Below are 14,329 nucleotides of genomic sequence, written 5' to 3'. Positions count from 1 at the left end.
ATGGAACCAGCTGCCGCCCGGGCCGGGCGCAGCCCGCTCGTACCCGAAGGAGGCCGAGATGCCCCTCACCGGCCGCAAGGAACTGCAGCACCCGCACTTCTCGCGCCAGTACCTGAAGATGGCCGCCCAGTCCGACCGCCGCGGCGGCGTCGGGCACCGGTACCGCCTGCTCGCCGGACTGCGCGGGCGGGTGCTGGAAGTGGGCGCCGGGCAGGGCCGTAACTTCCGGCACTACCCGGCCGCGGTGACCGAGCTGGTCGCCCTCGAACCCGACGACACCCTGCGCGCGGTCGCCGAGCAGGCCGCGGCCTCGACGCCGGTCCCCGTGACCCTCGTCGTCGGAGAAGCGGCCCGGCTGCCCGGGGAGGACGGCGCGTACGACGCCGTAGTCGCCTCACTCGTGCTGTGCTCGGTCGACGACCTGCCCGGAGCCCTGGCCGAAATACGCCGCGTGCTGCGGCCCGGCGGTCAGCTGCGGTTCTACGAGCATGTGCGCTCGCCGCACCGCTGGGCCGGCCGGCTGGAGGACGCGCTCACCCCGCTGTGGAGCCGGGCCGGCGGCGGCTGCCACCCCAACCGTGACACCGAGGCCGCCATCCGGGCCGCCGGGTTCACCGTCACCGACATCGAGCGGTTCGGCTACTCCTTCTCGCCGTACGTGCCGAACACCCTGCACATCATCGGCACCGCCGTACGGCCGTGACGCCGGCAGGGTCAGCCGGTGCTGCCCAGCGGATGGTCGAAGCCCTGCTCGCAGATGAGACGGGCGGCCTCGGCGAGTTCCGTGGCGAAGCGCTCGACGGCCTCGTACGGGAAGCGGTGGCTGGGGCCGCTCAGCGAGAGCGAGGCGACGACCCGGCCGGTGCCCCCGGTGACCGGTACCGCCACGGCGGTCAGCCCCTCGTCCCACTCGCTGGTGCTGACCGCGTAGCCGCGCTCGGCCGCCTCCGCCGCCCAGCCGAGCAACTGCCCGGTCAGGGCCTCGCCCTGCGGTGAGGACAGCGCGATGCGGCGCAGCCGGGACTCGGAGGCGTCGCGCAGCAGGACCTTGGAGGAGGCGCCGGCCCACAGCGGCTGCTCGTCGCCGACGTCCACGACGTGGCGCAACGGGTGGGGGCTCTCCTCATGGGCCACGCAGACGCGGTGCACGTCGCGGGCGACGAACAGGTTGACGGTCTCCCCGAGCCGGTCGGCGAGGTCCCGCATGACCTTGCGCGTCTCCCGGGGGACCTCCCACTGGCTGCGCGCGAGGTAGGCCCAGCGCCACAGCGCGGGCCCGGCCGTGTAGCCGGAGTGGTTCGACCACAGCAGGCCGCTCTCCTCCAGCGTCTGCACCAGCCGCAGTACGGTGGTCTTCGCCAGTCCGGTGGCGTCGGTGATCTCCCGCAGGCTGATGACGGGGCGGTCCTCGTCGAGCAGGTTCAGGATGTCGAACGCCCGGCGCACGCTCCGTACGCCGGTGGACTGCTGCTCCCGGTCGCCCCCCGGCCGCGTCCCTCTGTCGCTCACCTGCCGCCTCCCCGTCGTGTCGGTGCATCACCCCCGACCGGGCACCCATCCTAGGGCTGCGCGGGCCTTCCACCGTCGCCATCGGCGACCCGCACCCGTCGGCGAGCTGCTGACCGCGCTCGGCTTCACCCGCACCGCCCGCCACCGCGGCAAGCCCGTCGAGCTGGGGGAACAGGGTCACGCCCGCGTCCTGGTCGACGCCGCAGGCCGGGCCCGCCGCGCGCGCACCACTCCGGCGGGCGGGCATCGGCCTGGAGTCCCCCGACCCGGACGCCTCCGCCCGCCGCGCCGAGGCCCTCCTGGCCCCCGCCCTGCCGAAGCGCCGGTCCACCGAGGACGTCCCCCTGGAGTCGATCGCGGCGCCGGACGGCACCGAGATCCTCTTCTGCGCCACCGGCGTGCCGGATTCCCCGACTCGACGGACGACTTCGTACGCACCACCGGGAACCCGCCCACGGACGTCACCGGCTTCGACCATCTCGCGCTCACCCAGACCTGGCACCACTTCGACGAAGCCGTGCTCTTCCACCGCGCCGTGCTGGGCCTGAGCCCCCAGGACGCCGTCGAACTCGCCGACCCCTACGGCCTGTTCCGCAGCCGGGCGCTGTCCGCCCCGCACGGCGGCCCCCGGCTGGTCCTCAGCCTCGCCCCCGGCCCCGCGGACGAGGACGGCGTCCGGCCGCAGCACGTGGCCTTCGCCGTGACCGACCTGGTCGCGGCGGTGCGCCGCTTCCGCACGGCGGGCGCCCGCCCGCTGCCCGTAGCCGCGAACCACTACGACGACCTGGCGGCACGCCACGAGTTCCCCGACGGCGAGCTGGAGACGTACGGGATCTCGGCATCCTCCACGACCGCGACGAGCAGGGGGGCGAGTTCCGGCACTGCTGCACGCGGACCGTCGGGGACGTCTTCTTCGAGTTCGTGCAGCGCACCGGCGGCTACCGCGGCCACGGCGCCGCCGACGCCGGCGTACGGCTGGCCGCCCGGCGCAGGTAGGCCCCCCGGAACGGCACGGCGTCAGGACCGTTCGTCGGGCGCGCCGGGCGGCAGGGCGAGGTGAGCGAGGTCGCCCGGGCGTGGCGTCTTCACCGGCCACAGCGGAGCGGCCCGTCCGTCGGCGAGCGCGGCCGGTGCGTCGGTGAGGTTCATCCGCTCGCGCAGCCGGCCGTAGAAGTCCGTCGGCCCCAGCCGGACCGCCTTGAGCCGGCGCGGGGCGGCGTACACCCCGATCCAGTCCCCGGGGCCGAGCACGCCCCGAAGCTGCCCGTCGATGCTGACGGCGGCCTGGCCCGACCGTTCGAGCACCCGCAGGGCGATCGGCTCGTCGGGAGCGGCGACGACCGAGCGGTTGAACACCATGTGCGGGGCGACCGGCGTGAAGACGAGTCCCTCCGCCCGGGGCGAGACCACCGGACCGCCGGCGGCGAAGCTGTACGCGGTGGAGCCGGTGGGCGTGGCCACGAGCAGGGCGTCGGCGGAATAGGAGGCGAGCAGCCGGCCGGCCAGATAGACCGCGACCGACACCTGCCGGTCCCTGGCCAGCTTCTCCACCACGATGTCGTTGAGCGCGGTGACGTCCAGGGCGACGCCCCAGTCGTCCCCCACCACACAGTCCGCGCGCACCCGGGGCGGCGGCAGCATCGGCCCGCGGCCGCACTGCAGCAGTGCCTCCATCTGCGTGGGCACCTCCAGCCGGCACGACGCCCGCATGGTGAGCAGCATCCGGCTCTCGACGTCGATCCGCTCCTGCCGCACCGCGTCCAGCGCCGTGCGCACCGCCGTGGCCGGGACCTCCGTCAGGAAGCCCACCCGCCCGAGGTCGACGCCGAGGACCAGGGCGTCGTTCTCGGCCGCCAGCCGGGCCCCGCGCAGAAAAGTGCCGTCACCGCCGAGCGTGACGATCAGATCCGGATCTCCCGCGGAGTCGACCTCCTCGCGGGCGCTGTGCCGCGCGCCCTCCTGCCACACGTCGATGTCCGTGCATCCCACCGCGTGCTCGTCGCACCACTCGCGCACCGTCCGCGCGGCCGCCACGGCCTCGGGCCGGCCGCCGTGCACGACCAGACCGATCCGGCTCACCGTCATGGGCACCTCCACGTCGGCTGCTCTCGAGCGCCATCCCCATGCTGCACCGCCCGGCACCGCACTCGCCACGCCGCAGGCACCCCGTCTCCCGGGCCGCTTCGGCTCTCACCGCCGGGCCGGCGGCTTCCGCCGAGCTGTCGCGGGCCGACGGCCTGTCGTCAGGAGGTCGCGACGGCCTACCTGTGCGTGGCGCTGACCTCGGCCGGTCTGTACGTTCCGTTCCCGCCGCAGGGTCACGCTGGGCCAGGACCACCTGCCCTCGCGGGTCGGCACGGCCGGCGGGGTCCCCCTCGGGCCGGCGGTCGGCGTCGGTGGCCTGGTGAGCCCTCTCGTGGGCCGTCTCGCGGAAGCGACCTCCCTGCGGACGGCCCTGGCACCGCTGATCGTGGTGCCGCTGCTGAGCCGGCTCGTCCTCCGCACCCTGTCCGAGCCGGCCGCCCCGGCCGGCCGGTAGGCCCGCGTCGGGCCGGCCGGGAGGCCCGACGGCGCAGCGCGTCCGCCGTCGTGAGACGGCACGGTGTCAGCGGCCCTTCGTCACGGTACGGCCGCCGGAAGCGGCTGCCGTACCGGCCTTCCGCGTGGGGGTGGCAGGGGTGACACGCCCCCTTCTTTTCCGCGCGGGTGCACGCGGGGCACGCGACGCGGCGGCCCGGCCTCGGGGGCCGGGACCGCCGTGCCCGGTCCGGATGCTCGGTCACTCGTTCCGGAAGACGGCCTTGCTCACCTCGGCCGGGTTCTGGAACTCCTTCTTCCCGAGGTGGGATATCCGCTCGGTGACCTCCCGGGGCGCATGGTTCTTCTCGGCGACCTTCCGGAGCTGTTCCGAGTCGGCCGGGTACTCCGCGCCGGAGAGGGCTTTCTGCAGATCGGGAGGGCTGATACCCGCCATGGTTCCTCCAGGCGGTGAGGTGGTTCTCGGTCTGTTCCACCGGCGCCGCATGCTGCGCCGGACCGGTCAGGTACCCACGCGGCGGAAGCGGATTCACGCCTTCGGCCCGGTCGTGGGAGTCCGGCCGGACGGGTACCCGAAAACTTCAGAACAGGCACGGCAGGCGCGCGGGAGGCCCTGATGAGCGAGTACACCCCGTCCCAGGCGGAGGGCGAGCCGGAGCCCGACGGGGCGGAGGGGCAGCCGCCGCGGACCACTCCGTCCCAGGCGGAGGGGGAGGACACCGCGAGCCCGGACGCCGACGAGAGTGCCGGGCAGGGCGACGAGTGAAAAGGGAGGCGGCATGACCACGGCACACACCAGCGTCCCCGAGGTGCTGGCCGCGCTGAAGGACGTCACCTATCCGGCCGGGAAGGACGATCTGGTCGCGGCGGCGCGCGGTGCGGGCGCGTCGGAGGAGGTGGTCAGGGCCCTGCGGGGCATTCCGGCCGAGCAGTACAGCGGGCGGGACGACGTGGCGCGGTCGGTTCGGGTGGATCCGGACCCGGACCCCGGCCACAGTGCCGCGCAGCGGGCGGAAGAGGCCCGGAAGGGCGGCAAACCCGGCATCTCCCAGCACCTGCGGGAGGAGCCGCGTACGCCGATCCAGGAGGAGTTCGACCGCTGAGCGCGAGAGCGGCCCGTCCGCACCACCCCCCATCGGGCGTGCCGGACCGGGCCGCCTTGACGCTCTGCGCGCACCTTCCTAGCGTGACGTGAACACGTCTAGACAGGCAGGTCGCGATGACACTCCCGCAGGACTCTCCCGACAGCGGATCCGCCGGCCGTCCCCTGCGGGTCGAGACGCACGGCCTCGACGTGATCGGCGACGCAGAGCGCAAGGGCACCCCGCGTGCGCTGTTCTGGCCCTGGTTCGGCGCGAACGTCTCCGTCCTCGGGATCGGCTACGGCGCCTTCGCGTTCGGCTTCGGCATCTCTTTCTGGCAGGCCCTCGCCGCGGGCGTGCTCGGCATCGTCGCCTCCTTCCTGCTGTGCGGGTTCGTCGCGGTCGCGGGGAAGCGCGGATCGGCCCCGACGATGGTGCTCAGCAGGGCCGCGTACGGGGTGCGCGGAAACCGGCTGCCTTCGCTGGTCTCCTGGATGCTCACCGTCGGCTGGGAGACCGTCCTCACCGCCCTCGCCACGCTGGCGACGGCGACCGTCTTCACCCGCCTCGGCTGGGGCGGCGGCACCGGGACGAAGGTGGTCGCGCTGCTGGTGGTGGCCGCGCTGACCGTGGTCGGCGGCGTCATGGGATTCGATCTGATCATGCGCCTGCAGACCCTGATCACCGTCGTCACCGGGGTGCTCACGCTCGTCTACGTCGCACTCGTCGCCGACCATGTCCACTGGGGCACGGTCAGCGCCGTCCCGGCCGGTTCCGCCCAGCAGTTCATGGGCGCGCTGGTGTTCATGATGACCGGCTTCGGCCTCGGCTGGGTCAACGCCGCCGCCGACTACTCCCGCTATCTGCCCCGGACCTCGTCGAACCGCGGCGTCATCGGATGGACCGCGTTCGGCGCCTCGGTGGCCCCGCTGCTCCTGCTGGTCTTCGGGCTGTTGCTGGCCGGCTCCTCGCCGAAGCTGAGCACGGCCGTCGCGGCCGACCCGATCGGCGCGCTGACGACGATCCTGCCCACCTGGTTCCTGGTGCCGTTCGCCGTCGTCGCCGTCCTCGGCCTGGTCGGCGGCGCCGTCCTCGACATCTACTCCTCCGGTCTGGCCCTGCTCTCCGCCGGTCTGCCGGTGCCCCGCCCTCTGGCCGCCCTCCTCGACGGTGTCCTGATGATCGCCGGCTCCGTCTACATCGTGTTCTTCGCCGGAGACTTCCTCGGCCCGTTCATGGGCTTCCTCACCACGCTCGGCGTGCCCATCGCCGCCTGGTGCGGCGTCCTGCTCGCCGACATCGCCCTGCGCCGCCGCGACTACGACGACGCGGACCTGTACCGGCCGCACGGCCGCTACGGCGACGTCCCGCTGCGGCCCCTGCTCCTCACCCTCGCCGCGACGGCCGTCGGCTGGGGCCTGGTCACCAACACCACGGCGCACTGGCTGACCTGGCAGGGCTATCTGCTGGGGCCGCTCGGCCTCGGCGGCAGGACGGGCGCCTGGGCATACGCCAACCTGGGCGTGCTGGCCGCCCTGGCACTGGGCTTCGCCGGCACCCTGCTGCTGGGCCGGGCCCCCGTACGGGACCAGGAGGCCCAGGTGCCGAGCCCGTCCCCGAACGAAGGGGTGTACCGCACATGACCGGTGTACCCGGACATCTCGCCGTCATCGACATGCAGCGTGTCTTCGCCGACCCGGCGAGCCCGTGGGCCACCCCGCGCTACGCCGACGCCGCGGAAGGAGTACGACGCCTGCTGCCGGCCTTCGCCGGCCGCGTCACCTTCACCCGCTTCCTCGCCCCCGAGCGGCCGGCCGGAGCCTGGCGCGCCTACTACGACCAGTGGCCCTTCGCCCTGCAGCCGCCGGACGCCGCGCTCTGGGACCTGTCGGACGAGTTCGCGGGCCTGGCCGGCCACGTCGTGGACGCGCCCTCGTTCGGCAAGTGGACGCCGGACCTCGCGGGCCGCGTCGGCCCGGGCGGCCGGCTGGTCCTGGCCGGCGTCAGCACCGAGTGCTGCGTCCTGTCCACCGCCCTGGCCGCCGCCGACGCCGGCGCAGAGGTACTGGTCGTGGCCGACGCCTGCGCGGGCGTGGACGACGACTCCCACCTGAAGGCGCTGCAGATCATGGAGCTGTACCGGCCGCTGATCAGGGTCACCGTCCTCACCGACCTGCTCGCGCGGCCCGATCCGTGACCGTCGATCCGCCGTGGGCTCAGCAGGCCGGTCCATCCTCCCCGGGACGTTCCGCACCGGCCGGGGGAGCGGCCGCCGGGCGAACGCGCCCTCGCCCGGCGGATCGGCGCAGGCCGTACGACCGGCTCGGCCCGGTCCGCGCCCTGGTCCCGCGAGGGCGCGCCCGCCCGGGTGCGCTCGCCGTACGGGGGGCGTGAGAAAGCGCCCCCGCCGCCGGACGTCCCCCGAGAAGGACGCGGAGCGGGCCGGGGAACCGGACGCGGATGAGGGCGCCCGGCTCGGCGCCGGGGGGGCGAGGCCGCAGCGGCGTGCGGCCCTGCCCTGAGGTCACCGGGCGGGTGCGTGTCGGCCACGGTCGCCCTCGCGTCCCCTTCCCACCATGGGCCCGCCACCGGACCTCCCGCCGATCCTCACGCATGGTCCCGCAGCCCCCCGGGTACGCGAGGCGGAGCACACCCGGGCGCGGAGCCGCCCGGGAGGCCCGTACGACCGCCGCTACCAGGGGATCTGCCATGGAAACACCCGCACACGACGACCTGCCCACGCCGGCCCAGCAGGCGCTGGACGCGCTGGCCGTGAACGCCGAGGACCAGAGCGCCCTGGACACCCTCGCCCACAGCGACGTGCTCGTCCCGGTGCCGGACGACGCGATCGACGGGGAGGGCGCCGACGCGACGACGGTGGCCCTGCCCATCCTGGAACAGCCCGGAGGCGACCCCGTCGTCCCCGTGTTCACCTCGGAGGGCGAGATGGCCGAACTGCTGCCGTTCGTCTCGCGCTACCGCCTCATCCCGCTCGGCGCACTGGCCTCGCAGTGGCCCGAGGAGGACCTCTCCCTCGCCATCGACGGCAGCTCCTCACACGGGCTGACGCTCACTTCGCAGGGGGTGCGTACGCTGCTCGCGCGCTGAGCCGACGGCCCGGGCCGGGGGTGAGCGGCGCCGACCTCCGCTCACCCCCAGGGCGGCCTTTTCGGACACCGAAAGGCACACGATAGGTGGGCCCACCCCGGTTCGGCACTCCGCAGGACGCGGTCCTTGTCCGCTTCGCGCGGCGAACGCGGGGGAGGCGGCGAACTCGGCGCAGGTGCCGCAGGGGTGAAGGAGGGCGAAGGGGCGAAGGCGGCGTGCACGGCCCGGTCGGGTCGGTTCTCGGCCGCGGACGGCCGAGGACGGCCGGAACTGCCCCCCCGCTCCGGGGTGGGCGTCCGGCTCCCGCAGGGAAGATCCCAGCGGGAGACAGTCCGGGCGAGTGCGAAGGAGCCGATGGTCGTGAGGGTCGTCCTGCTGGGCACCGCCGCCGGGGGCGGCTTCCCGCAGTGGAACTGCGCCTGTGCGCTGTGCGCCGCCGCCCGGGCCGGCGAGCTGCCTTCGCGCACCCAGGAGTGCGCCGCGGTCACCGGCAACGGCCGCGACTGGTGGCTGCTCAACGCCTCGCCCGACCTGCGCACCCAGCTCATCGCCACCCCGGCCCTGTGGCCCGGCCCTGCGCCGCGGGTCACCCCACTGCGCGGGGTGCTGCTCACCGACGCCGAGGCCGACCACGTCGCGGGCCTCACCGAGCTGCGCGGAGCGGCGGACCTGAAGGTCTACGCGGCGCCGACGGTCCGTGCCGTCCTGGCCCCGGTACGCGCCGCCCTGGACCGCTACACGACCTGGGAGTGGGCGGACAGCCTGGCCGACGGCGGTTTCGTGCTGGCCGGCGGGCTGGTCGTCACCGCCCACCCGGTCGGCGTGAAGATCCCGAAGTACGTGCCGGCGCAGGTCCCGGGGCCTGCCGCCCCCTGGGTGACGGCGTACCGCATCGAGGACCTGGCCAGCGGCGGAGTGCTGGTGTACGCGCCGTGCGTCGGCGCCTGGAGCCCCGCCCTGGAGGAGCTGTGCGCCGAGGCCGACTGCGTACTGCTGGACGGCACTTTCTACGCGGACGACGAGATGGGCACGGCGCTGCGCTCCGGCGCCGGGCAGGCCGCCACCGGACATCTGCCGGTCACCGGCCCGGACGGCACCCTGGCCGCGATCGCCCGCCACCTCGGCGTGCGCCGGATCTACACCCACCTCAACAACACGAACCCGCTGCTCGACCCCGCCTCACCGGCACGCGCGCGTGTCGCCGAGGAGGGCGTCGAGGTACTGCCGGACGGGGCCGAGCTGGTGCTCTAGCGCTCCTGCCCGGCCAGCATCCGTTCCAGTACCGCCCGCTGCAGCGGCAGCACCTCGGTGTGCAGTTCGCGGCCCCTGGGGGTGAGCGCCACCCACACCCCGCGCCGGTCCTCGGCGCACACCGAGCGCTCCACCAGACCGTCCTTCTCCAGCCGGCCGATCAGCCGGGACAACGCGCTCTGGCTGAGATGGACCCGTCCGACCAGGTTCTGCACCCGGCACTGGTCACCGTGCCCGGGCGGCTCGGAGACCAGGATGTCCAGCACCTCGAAGTCGCTGGCGCCCAGCCCGTACGGGTGCAGGGCCCGGTCGATCTCGCACATCGTGCGCGCGTGGACCGCGAGGATGCCCCGCCACCGCTCCTCGAGCCGGGCGTCGGCCGTCTTGACTGCCATACCGGCACCGTAGCACCGATCCCGCCAATTGTTGAGTATGCAACTAGTGGCCTGTGCAGTCGGTTCCGCTGAGCCGTCAGGCGGCGCCGTCCTGGAGCAGGCCCACCAGGTTGCCGTCGGGGTCCTTCACGGAGGCGATCAAACGGCCGCCGCCGACGTCCTGGGCGTCCTGGAGCAGCTCCGCCCCGGCCTCGAGCAGGGCGGCGAGACGCTCCCGCAGGTCCGTCACGTGCCAGTACGGCACCGGCCCGGTCATGCCCTTGGCGTGCCCGCTCGGGTCGAGGCCGATGTCCTGACCGGCGGCCTTGTAGCCGACGTAGTACGGCTCGTCGACGTACGGCTCGACGCCCAGCAGCACGGTGAACAGGGCCTTGCTGCGGTCCTTGTCCTTGACGGGGTAGATGATCGTCTGCTGGCCGGCGGTCATGGCATTCACTCCTGTTGTCGCGGGGGCCGACGGGTTCCTCGTCGGTGCCACCACGCTAGGGCCGGCGGGCCCGCCACGGCTTCTCGGATCCTGACCGGTCGCGACGGACTGCCCGGCGGCGCGGTCACCGGCTGCGCAGCACTTCCGCGACGGTCGGGCGCGCTGCACGCCGGGCGGGGACGAGCGCGCCGAGCACGGAGATCACGAGGCCCGTCACCGCCAGTTCCGCCAGCCGTGACGCGTGCCAGACGTCCGTCACGAAGGACGGGAGGGTGATGTCGACCCTCGCGGCCATCCGTGGGACGACGGCCTCGTGGGCGGCGATGCCCAGCGGGACACCGAGCACCGATCCGATCGCGCCGAGCACCGTCATCGACGGCACCGTCATCACCGTCACCTGGCGCGGGGTCATGCCGATCGACTTCAGCATGCCGAGGTCGCGGCGCCGGTCGTGGGTGTTGAGGACGGCCGTGTTCGCCGTCCGCACCCTCGCCGCACCCCTCGCCGCCACGCGATCCGGTCGCACTGCCGTTCGGTATCGGACAACGCTCGGGGAGTTCCGGACGCGGCGGAGTCACCGGCCCGACAGTGGGCAAAACGCTCCATGAGCGGGCAGGACGGAGGGGGGCGGAGGGGACGCATGCTGAGGACTCCCTCGGGGCGCACACGGCGGGACATCCTGTACTGGCTCAAGGACCCGGCGGCCCACTTCCCGGCACACGGCCACGGCGACCCCGTCGAGACCGGCGTCACCGCCCGGGCCGTGGCCGCCAAACTCGGCGTGCCGCGCCGGACCGCCGCCGCCCACCTCGACTTCCTCGCCCGCCTCGGCGTGCTGCGCACCCGGCGGATCCGCTGCCGCACGCATTACCGGCGCGACGAGGTCCGTATCGCCGAGGTGGCCCGGATGTTCGAGAAGGGCTGGTGAGGGGGGGACCGCCGTGCCGCGGGGCGGACCCGCGCGACAGCGCCGCAGCCTCGCGGGGCGCCCGCGTCCGACGAACCTCGCTCGGCGGGACACCCGCCCGAGGCGCCCGATCGTCCGGAAGGGCTCGGTCGGCGGACGGCGACCTGTCAGGATGGGCCGACCGACGGCGAAGGGCACCGCACATGGACCGACGCACGGACCTCGTTCCGCTCCACTACGTCTCCCTGGGCGCCCGTGGCCCCGAGGACGTGGTCGCCGACCCGCACGGGCGTGTGCTGACCGGCACGGAGGACGGCCGCATCCTGCGCGTCCATCACCTCGGCGACCCGCTCACCGCTCGGGTCGAGGTGCTGGCCGAGCCGGGCGGACGCCCGCTGGGCCTCGAACTCCTCCCGGACGGCGCCCTGTTGGTGTGCGACGCGGAACGCGGCCTGCTGCGCGTCGAGACCGGGGACGGCACCGTCCGCGTCCTCGCCGACTCGGTGGCGGGGGAGCGGCTCCGCTTCTGCAGCAACGCCGTCGTCCTGCCGGACGGCACCGTGTACGTCACCGTCTCCAGCCGCCGGTACCCGCTCCACCAGTGGATCGGCGACATAGTCGAACACACCGGCACCGGGCGGCTGCTCCGGATCCCCGCCGAGGGCGGTGCCCCCGAAGTCGTCCTGGAGGGGCTGCAGTTCGCCAACGGCCTCGCCTCGAGCGCCGACGGATCGTTCTTGGTGATCGCCGAGACCGGCGCCTGCCGCCTCACCCGCTACCACCTCACCGGCCCCCGCGCCGGCCGCACCGACCTCTTCGCCGCCGTCCCCGGCATGCCGGACAACCTCTGGCGCGAGGGTTCCGACGGGCCGATCTGGGTCGCCCTGGCGGCCCCGCGGGTCCCTCCGCTGGACCTCCTGCACCGCACCCCGCCCGCCGTCCGGGCCGCCGCCGCCCGGGCCGCCGTCCACGCACCGTTCCGTCCGGGCCGGACGATCGGAGTACTGGCCCTGGACGACGAGGGCCGGACCCTGCACCACCTCACCCGCCGCGGCTCGGGCTTCCGCATGGTCACCAGCGTCTGCGCGACCGGCCGCCATCTGGTGCTCGGCAGCCTGTGGGAGCCGGGGGTCGCGGTCTGTGCCCGGCCCGCCGCCGGGTGAAAGCCGATCAAGGCCCGGCGGTACCCTGGTGCCCGGCCGAGATCACCCGTCGGGGCAGGGCCGAACAGGAGACGTACCAGCATGACAGCCCCGGAAGCCGAGAGCATCCGTGCCCGCCCCACGCCACGGCGGCGGTCCCAGTGGCGTACCCAGGCACCCGTCGTCGCGGTGGTCGCGATCGGCGGCGCCCTCGGTGCCTGCGCCCGCTACGGTCTCGCGCTCGCCTGGCCCACCCCACCCGGCCACTTCCCCTGGGCGACGTTCTGGACCAACGTCATCGGCTGCGCGGTGATCGGTGTGTTCATGGTGGTGATCACCGAGGTGTGGGCCGCGCACCGCCTCGTACGCCCCTTCTTCGGCACCGGTGTCCTCGGTGGCTTCACCACCTTCTCCACCTATGCCGTCGACATCCGCAGGCTGGTCGACGGCGACCGCCCCGGGATCGGGCCGGTGTACCTCGCCGCGACGCCGGCCGCGGCCCTGGCCGCGGTGTGGCTGGCCTCGCTCGCCGCCCGCCGGGTGCTGACCGGGAGGCGGCCGTGACCCGGCACCGCGCTCGCGGCGCGGACGGCACGGACGGAGCGGAACCGAAGGGTGAGAAGTCGTGGTGAACTGGCTGCTGGTCATCGCGGGGGCCGCGGTCGGGGCACCCCTGCGCTATCTCACCGACCGTGCCGTGCAGTCCCGCCATGACTCCGTCTTCCCCTGGGGCACCTTCGTGGTGAATGTCACCGGCTCGCTGGTCCTCGGGCTGCTCACCGGCGCGGTCTCCGCCGGGACCGCGGGCCCTCACCTGCAGCTCCTGCTGGGCACCGGGCTGTGCGGCGCGCTCACGACGTACTCGACCTTCTCCTACGAGACCCTGCGGCTGACCGAAGCCGGCTCCGGCCTCTACGCTGCCGTGAACGTCGTCGCGAGCCTGGCGGCGGGGCTGGCCGCGGCCTTCGCCGGCGTTTCACTCGCCGGCCTTCTGTGGGCCTAGGCGCTTGCCATAGGGCCGGCCATAGTCGTTACTGTCTACAACACTGTCGACCAACTCTCCTCAGAACTGGATCCCATGAGCGCCATCTCCGTCGGTCAAGCCGTCGTCCTCGGCATCGTCGAGGGGGTGACCGAGTTCCTCCCCGTGTCCTCCACCGGCCACCTGAAGATCGCCGAGGGGCTCATGAACATCCCCGTCGACGACAAGTCCGTCGTCGGGTTCTCCGCCGTCATCCAGGTCGGCGCCATCGCCGCCGTGCTCGTGTACTTCTTCAAGGACATCAAGCGGATCGTCTCCGCATGGTTCCGCGGTCTGACCAACCGCGAGGAGCGCTACCACCACGACTACAAGTTCGCCTGGTGGGTGATCGCCGCCACCATTCCGATCGTGCTGGTCGGCCTGGCCGCCAAGGACCTGATCGACGGCCCGCTCGCCTCGCTGTGGGTGGTCGCGGGGTCGCTGATCGTCGGTTCCGGCGTGATGTGGGCCGCCGACCAGATGGGCCGGCACAAGCGCGGTGAGGACGACACCTCCTTCAAGGACGCGATGTGGGTCGGCTGCTCCCAGATCCTCGCCCTGCTCTTCCCCGGTTTCTCCCGCTCCGGCGCCACGATGTCCACCGCCCTCATCCTGGACCTGGACCGCGTCGCCGCGACCCGTCTGTCGTTCTTCCTCGGCATCCCGGCGCTGACCGGCGCCGGTATCTACGAGCTGAAGGACGCCCTCGGCGCGGGCGTCGGCGCCGCCCCGCTGGCCGTCGGCACCATCGTGTCGTTCGTGGTCGCCTACGCCTCCATCGCCTGGCTGCTGAAGTTCGTCGCCAAGCACTCCTTCAACGCCTTCGTGATCTACCGGATCGTCATCGGCGCCGGCCTGCTCGGCCTGCTCGCCACCGGCGTGCTCGACGCCTGACTCGAACCCGCTGAGCACCCACGGGGTGCGGATGCCTGCATTCAGGCGCCGCACC

The 14,329-nt window shown here is 73.7% G+C and carries 18 protein-coding genes and 2 pseudogenes; 14 read left to right on the top strand and 6 right to left on the bottom strand.

The annotated features are described in order from the left end of the window. Positions 1 to 58 precede the first annotated feature (58 nt). Positions 59 to 703, top strand: a complete 645-nt coding sequence (locus ACIHEJ_RS04965; protein WP_400132223.1) for a class I SAM-dependent methyltransferase — start codon at positions 59 to 61, stop codon at positions 701 to 703. A gap of 11 nt (positions 704 to 714) precedes the next feature. On the opposite strand, the gene ACIHEJ_RS04960 is transcribed toward ACIHEJ_RS04965, so the two are convergent. Continuing rightward, the gene (locus ACIHEJ_RS04960) at positions 715 to 1,509 is read right to left on the bottom strand and encodes an IclR family transcriptional regulator (RefSeq protein ID WP_400132222.1); all 795 of its coding nucleotides are present in this window, start codon (positions 1,507 to 1,509) and stop codon (positions 715 to 717) included. 94 nt (positions 1,510 to 1,603) lie between these two features. On the opposite strand from ACIHEJ_RS04960, the pseudogene ACIHEJ_RS04955 reads away from it, so the two are divergent. Next, positions 1,604 to 2,505, top strand: a pseudogene (locus tag ACIHEJ_RS04955) (VOC family protein); the annotation flags it as partial. Between the two features lie 21 nt (positions 2,506 to 2,526). On the opposite strand, the gene ACIHEJ_RS04950 reads toward ACIHEJ_RS04955, so the two are convergent. After that, the gene (locus ACIHEJ_RS04950) at positions 2,527 to 3,594 is read right to left on the bottom strand and encodes an NAD(+)/NADH kinase (protein WP_400132221.1); all 1,068 of its coding nucleotides are present in this window, start codon (positions 3,592 to 3,594) and stop codon (positions 2,527 to 2,529) included. A 177-nt stretch (positions 3,595 to 3,771) separates the two neighbouring features. Here ACIHEJ_RS04950 and ACIHEJ_RS04945 point away from each other — a divergent pair. After that, positions 3,772 to 4,048 (top strand): annotated as a pseudogene (locus ACIHEJ_RS04945) (MFS transporter); the annotation flags it as partial. Between the two features lie 240 nt (positions 4,049 to 4,288). On the opposite strand, the gene ACIHEJ_RS04940 reads toward ACIHEJ_RS04945, so the two are convergent. Next, positions 4,289 to 4,483 carry a DUF2795 domain-containing protein gene (locus tag ACIHEJ_RS04940; RefSeq protein ID WP_400132220.1) on the bottom strand — a complete coding sequence of 65 codons (195 nt, stop codon included), beginning with the start codon at positions 4,481 to 4,483 and terminating at the stop codon, positions 4,289 to 4,291. 180 nt (positions 4,484 to 4,663) lie between these two features. Between ACIHEJ_RS04940 and ACIHEJ_RS04935 the strand changes: the two genes are divergently transcribed. The 6 genes from ACIHEJ_RS04935 to pqqB all read left to right on the top strand — a co-directional run bounded on the left by ACIHEJ_RS04935 (position 4,664) and on the right by pqqB (position 9,488). Further along, the gene (locus tag ACIHEJ_RS04935) at positions 4,664 to 4,813 is read left to right on the top strand and encodes a hypothetical protein (protein ID WP_400132219.1); all 150 of its coding nucleotides are present in this window, start codon (positions 4,664 to 4,666) and stop codon (positions 4,811 to 4,813) included. Between the two features lie 13 nt (positions 4,814 to 4,826). Further along, the gene (locus tag ACIHEJ_RS04930) at positions 4,827 to 5,150 is read left to right on the top strand and encodes a DUF2795 domain-containing protein (RefSeq protein WP_400132218.1); all 324 of its coding nucleotides are present in this window, start codon (positions 4,827 to 4,829) and stop codon (positions 5,148 to 5,150) included. A gap of 116 nt (positions 5,151 to 5,266) precedes the next feature. Further along, entirely contained in the window at positions 5,267 to 6,772 is a 1,506-nt protein-coding gene (locus tag ACIHEJ_RS04925; RefSeq protein WP_400132217.1) for a purine-cytosine permease family protein, read from the top strand. Next, the gene (locus tag ACIHEJ_RS04920; RefSeq protein ID WP_400132216.1) at positions 6,769 to 7,326 is read left to right on the top strand and encodes a cysteine hydrolase family protein; all 558 of its coding nucleotides are present in this window, start codon (positions 6,769 to 6,771) and stop codon (positions 7,324 to 7,326) included. The genes ACIHEJ_RS04925 and ACIHEJ_RS04920 overlap by 4 nt, the downstream gene beginning before the upstream one ends. A gap of 512 nt (positions 7,327 to 7,838) precedes the next feature. Further along, positions 7,839 to 8,237 (top strand): SseB family protein, encoded by a 399-nt coding sequence (locus ACIHEJ_RS04915; protein ID WP_400132215.1) that lies wholly within the window; start codon positions 7,839 to 7,841, stop codon positions 8,235 to 8,237. Between the two features lie 360 nt (positions 8,238 to 8,597). Continuing rightward, on the top strand, positions 8,598 to 9,488 hold the full coding sequence (gene pqqB, locus ACIHEJ_RS04910; protein WP_400132214.1) for a pyrroloquinoline quinone biosynthesis protein PqqB: 891 nt from the start codon (positions 8,598 to 8,600) through the stop codon (positions 9,486 to 9,488). Here pqqB and ACIHEJ_RS04905 read toward each other — a convergent pair. The 3 genes from ACIHEJ_RS04905 to ACIHEJ_RS04895 form a co-directional block, all read right to left on the bottom strand. Further along, positions 9,485 to 9,883, bottom strand: a complete 399-nt coding sequence (locus tag ACIHEJ_RS04905; protein ID WP_400132213.1) for a MarR family winged helix-turn-helix transcriptional regulator — start codon at positions 9,881 to 9,883, stop codon at positions 9,485 to 9,487. The two genes, pqqB and ACIHEJ_RS04905, sit on opposite strands and share 4 nt — an antisense overlap. A 76-nt stretch (positions 9,884 to 9,959) precedes the next feature. Then, positions 9,960 to 10,310 (bottom strand): VOC family protein, encoded by a 351-nt coding sequence (locus ACIHEJ_RS04900; protein ID WP_400132212.1) that lies wholly within the window; start codon positions 10,308 to 10,310, stop codon positions 9,960 to 9,962. 124 nt (positions 10,311 to 10,434) lie between these two features. Continuing rightward, a complete protein-coding gene (locus tag ACIHEJ_RS04895) occupies positions 10,435 to 10,797 on the bottom strand; it encodes an ABC transporter permease (protein ID WP_400132211.1) in 363 nt (120 codons plus the stop codon). Between the two features lie 153 nt (positions 10,798 to 10,950). Here ACIHEJ_RS04895 and ACIHEJ_RS04890 point away from each other — a divergent pair, with 153 nt between their 5' ends. The 5 genes from ACIHEJ_RS04890 to ACIHEJ_RS04870 all read left to right on the top strand — a co-directional run bounded on the left by ACIHEJ_RS04890 (position 10,951) and on the right by ACIHEJ_RS04870 (position 14,274). Further along, positions 10,951 to 11,238: an ArsR family transcriptional regulator gene (locus ACIHEJ_RS04890; protein WP_400132210.1), complete on the top strand. Its 288-nt coding sequence runs from the start codon at positions 10,951 to 10,953 to the stop codon at positions 11,236 to 11,238. Positions 11,239 to 11,420: 182 nt separating this feature from the next. After that, a complete protein-coding gene (locus ACIHEJ_RS04885; RefSeq protein ID WP_400132209.1) occupies positions 11,421 to 12,380 on the top strand; it encodes an SMP-30/gluconolactonase/LRE family protein in 960 nt (319 codons plus the stop codon). Positions 12,381 to 12,461: 81 nt separating this feature from the next. Beyond that, positions 12,462 to 12,923, top strand: a complete 462-nt coding sequence (locus ACIHEJ_RS04880) for a CrcB family protein (protein ID WP_400132208.1) — start codon at positions 12,462 to 12,464, stop codon at positions 12,921 to 12,923. 64 nt (positions 12,924 to 12,987) lie between these two features. Next, positions 12,988 to 13,362, top strand: coding sequence for a fluoride efflux transporter CrcB (gene crcB / locus ACIHEJ_RS04875; RefSeq protein ID WP_400132853.1), 375 nt, complete (start codon positions 12,988 to 12,990; stop codon positions 13,360 to 13,362). Between the two features lie 75 nt (positions 13,363 to 13,437). Further along, positions 13,438 to 14,274 (top strand): undecaprenyl-diphosphate phosphatase, encoded by an 837-nt coding sequence (locus ACIHEJ_RS04870; RefSeq protein ID WP_400132207.1) that lies wholly within the window; start codon positions 13,438 to 13,440, stop codon positions 14,272 to 14,274. Positions 14,275 to 14,329 lie beyond the last annotated feature (55 nt).

Source organism: Streptomyces sp. NPDC052301 (assembly GCF_044593395.1).
Classification (GTDB): domain Bacteria; phylum Actinomycetota; class Actinomycetes; order Streptomycetales; family Streptomycetaceae; genus Streptomyces.
The sequence above is the reverse complement of the archived record's forward strand: the minus strand, read 5'-3'. Positions and strand labels throughout refer to the sequence as shown.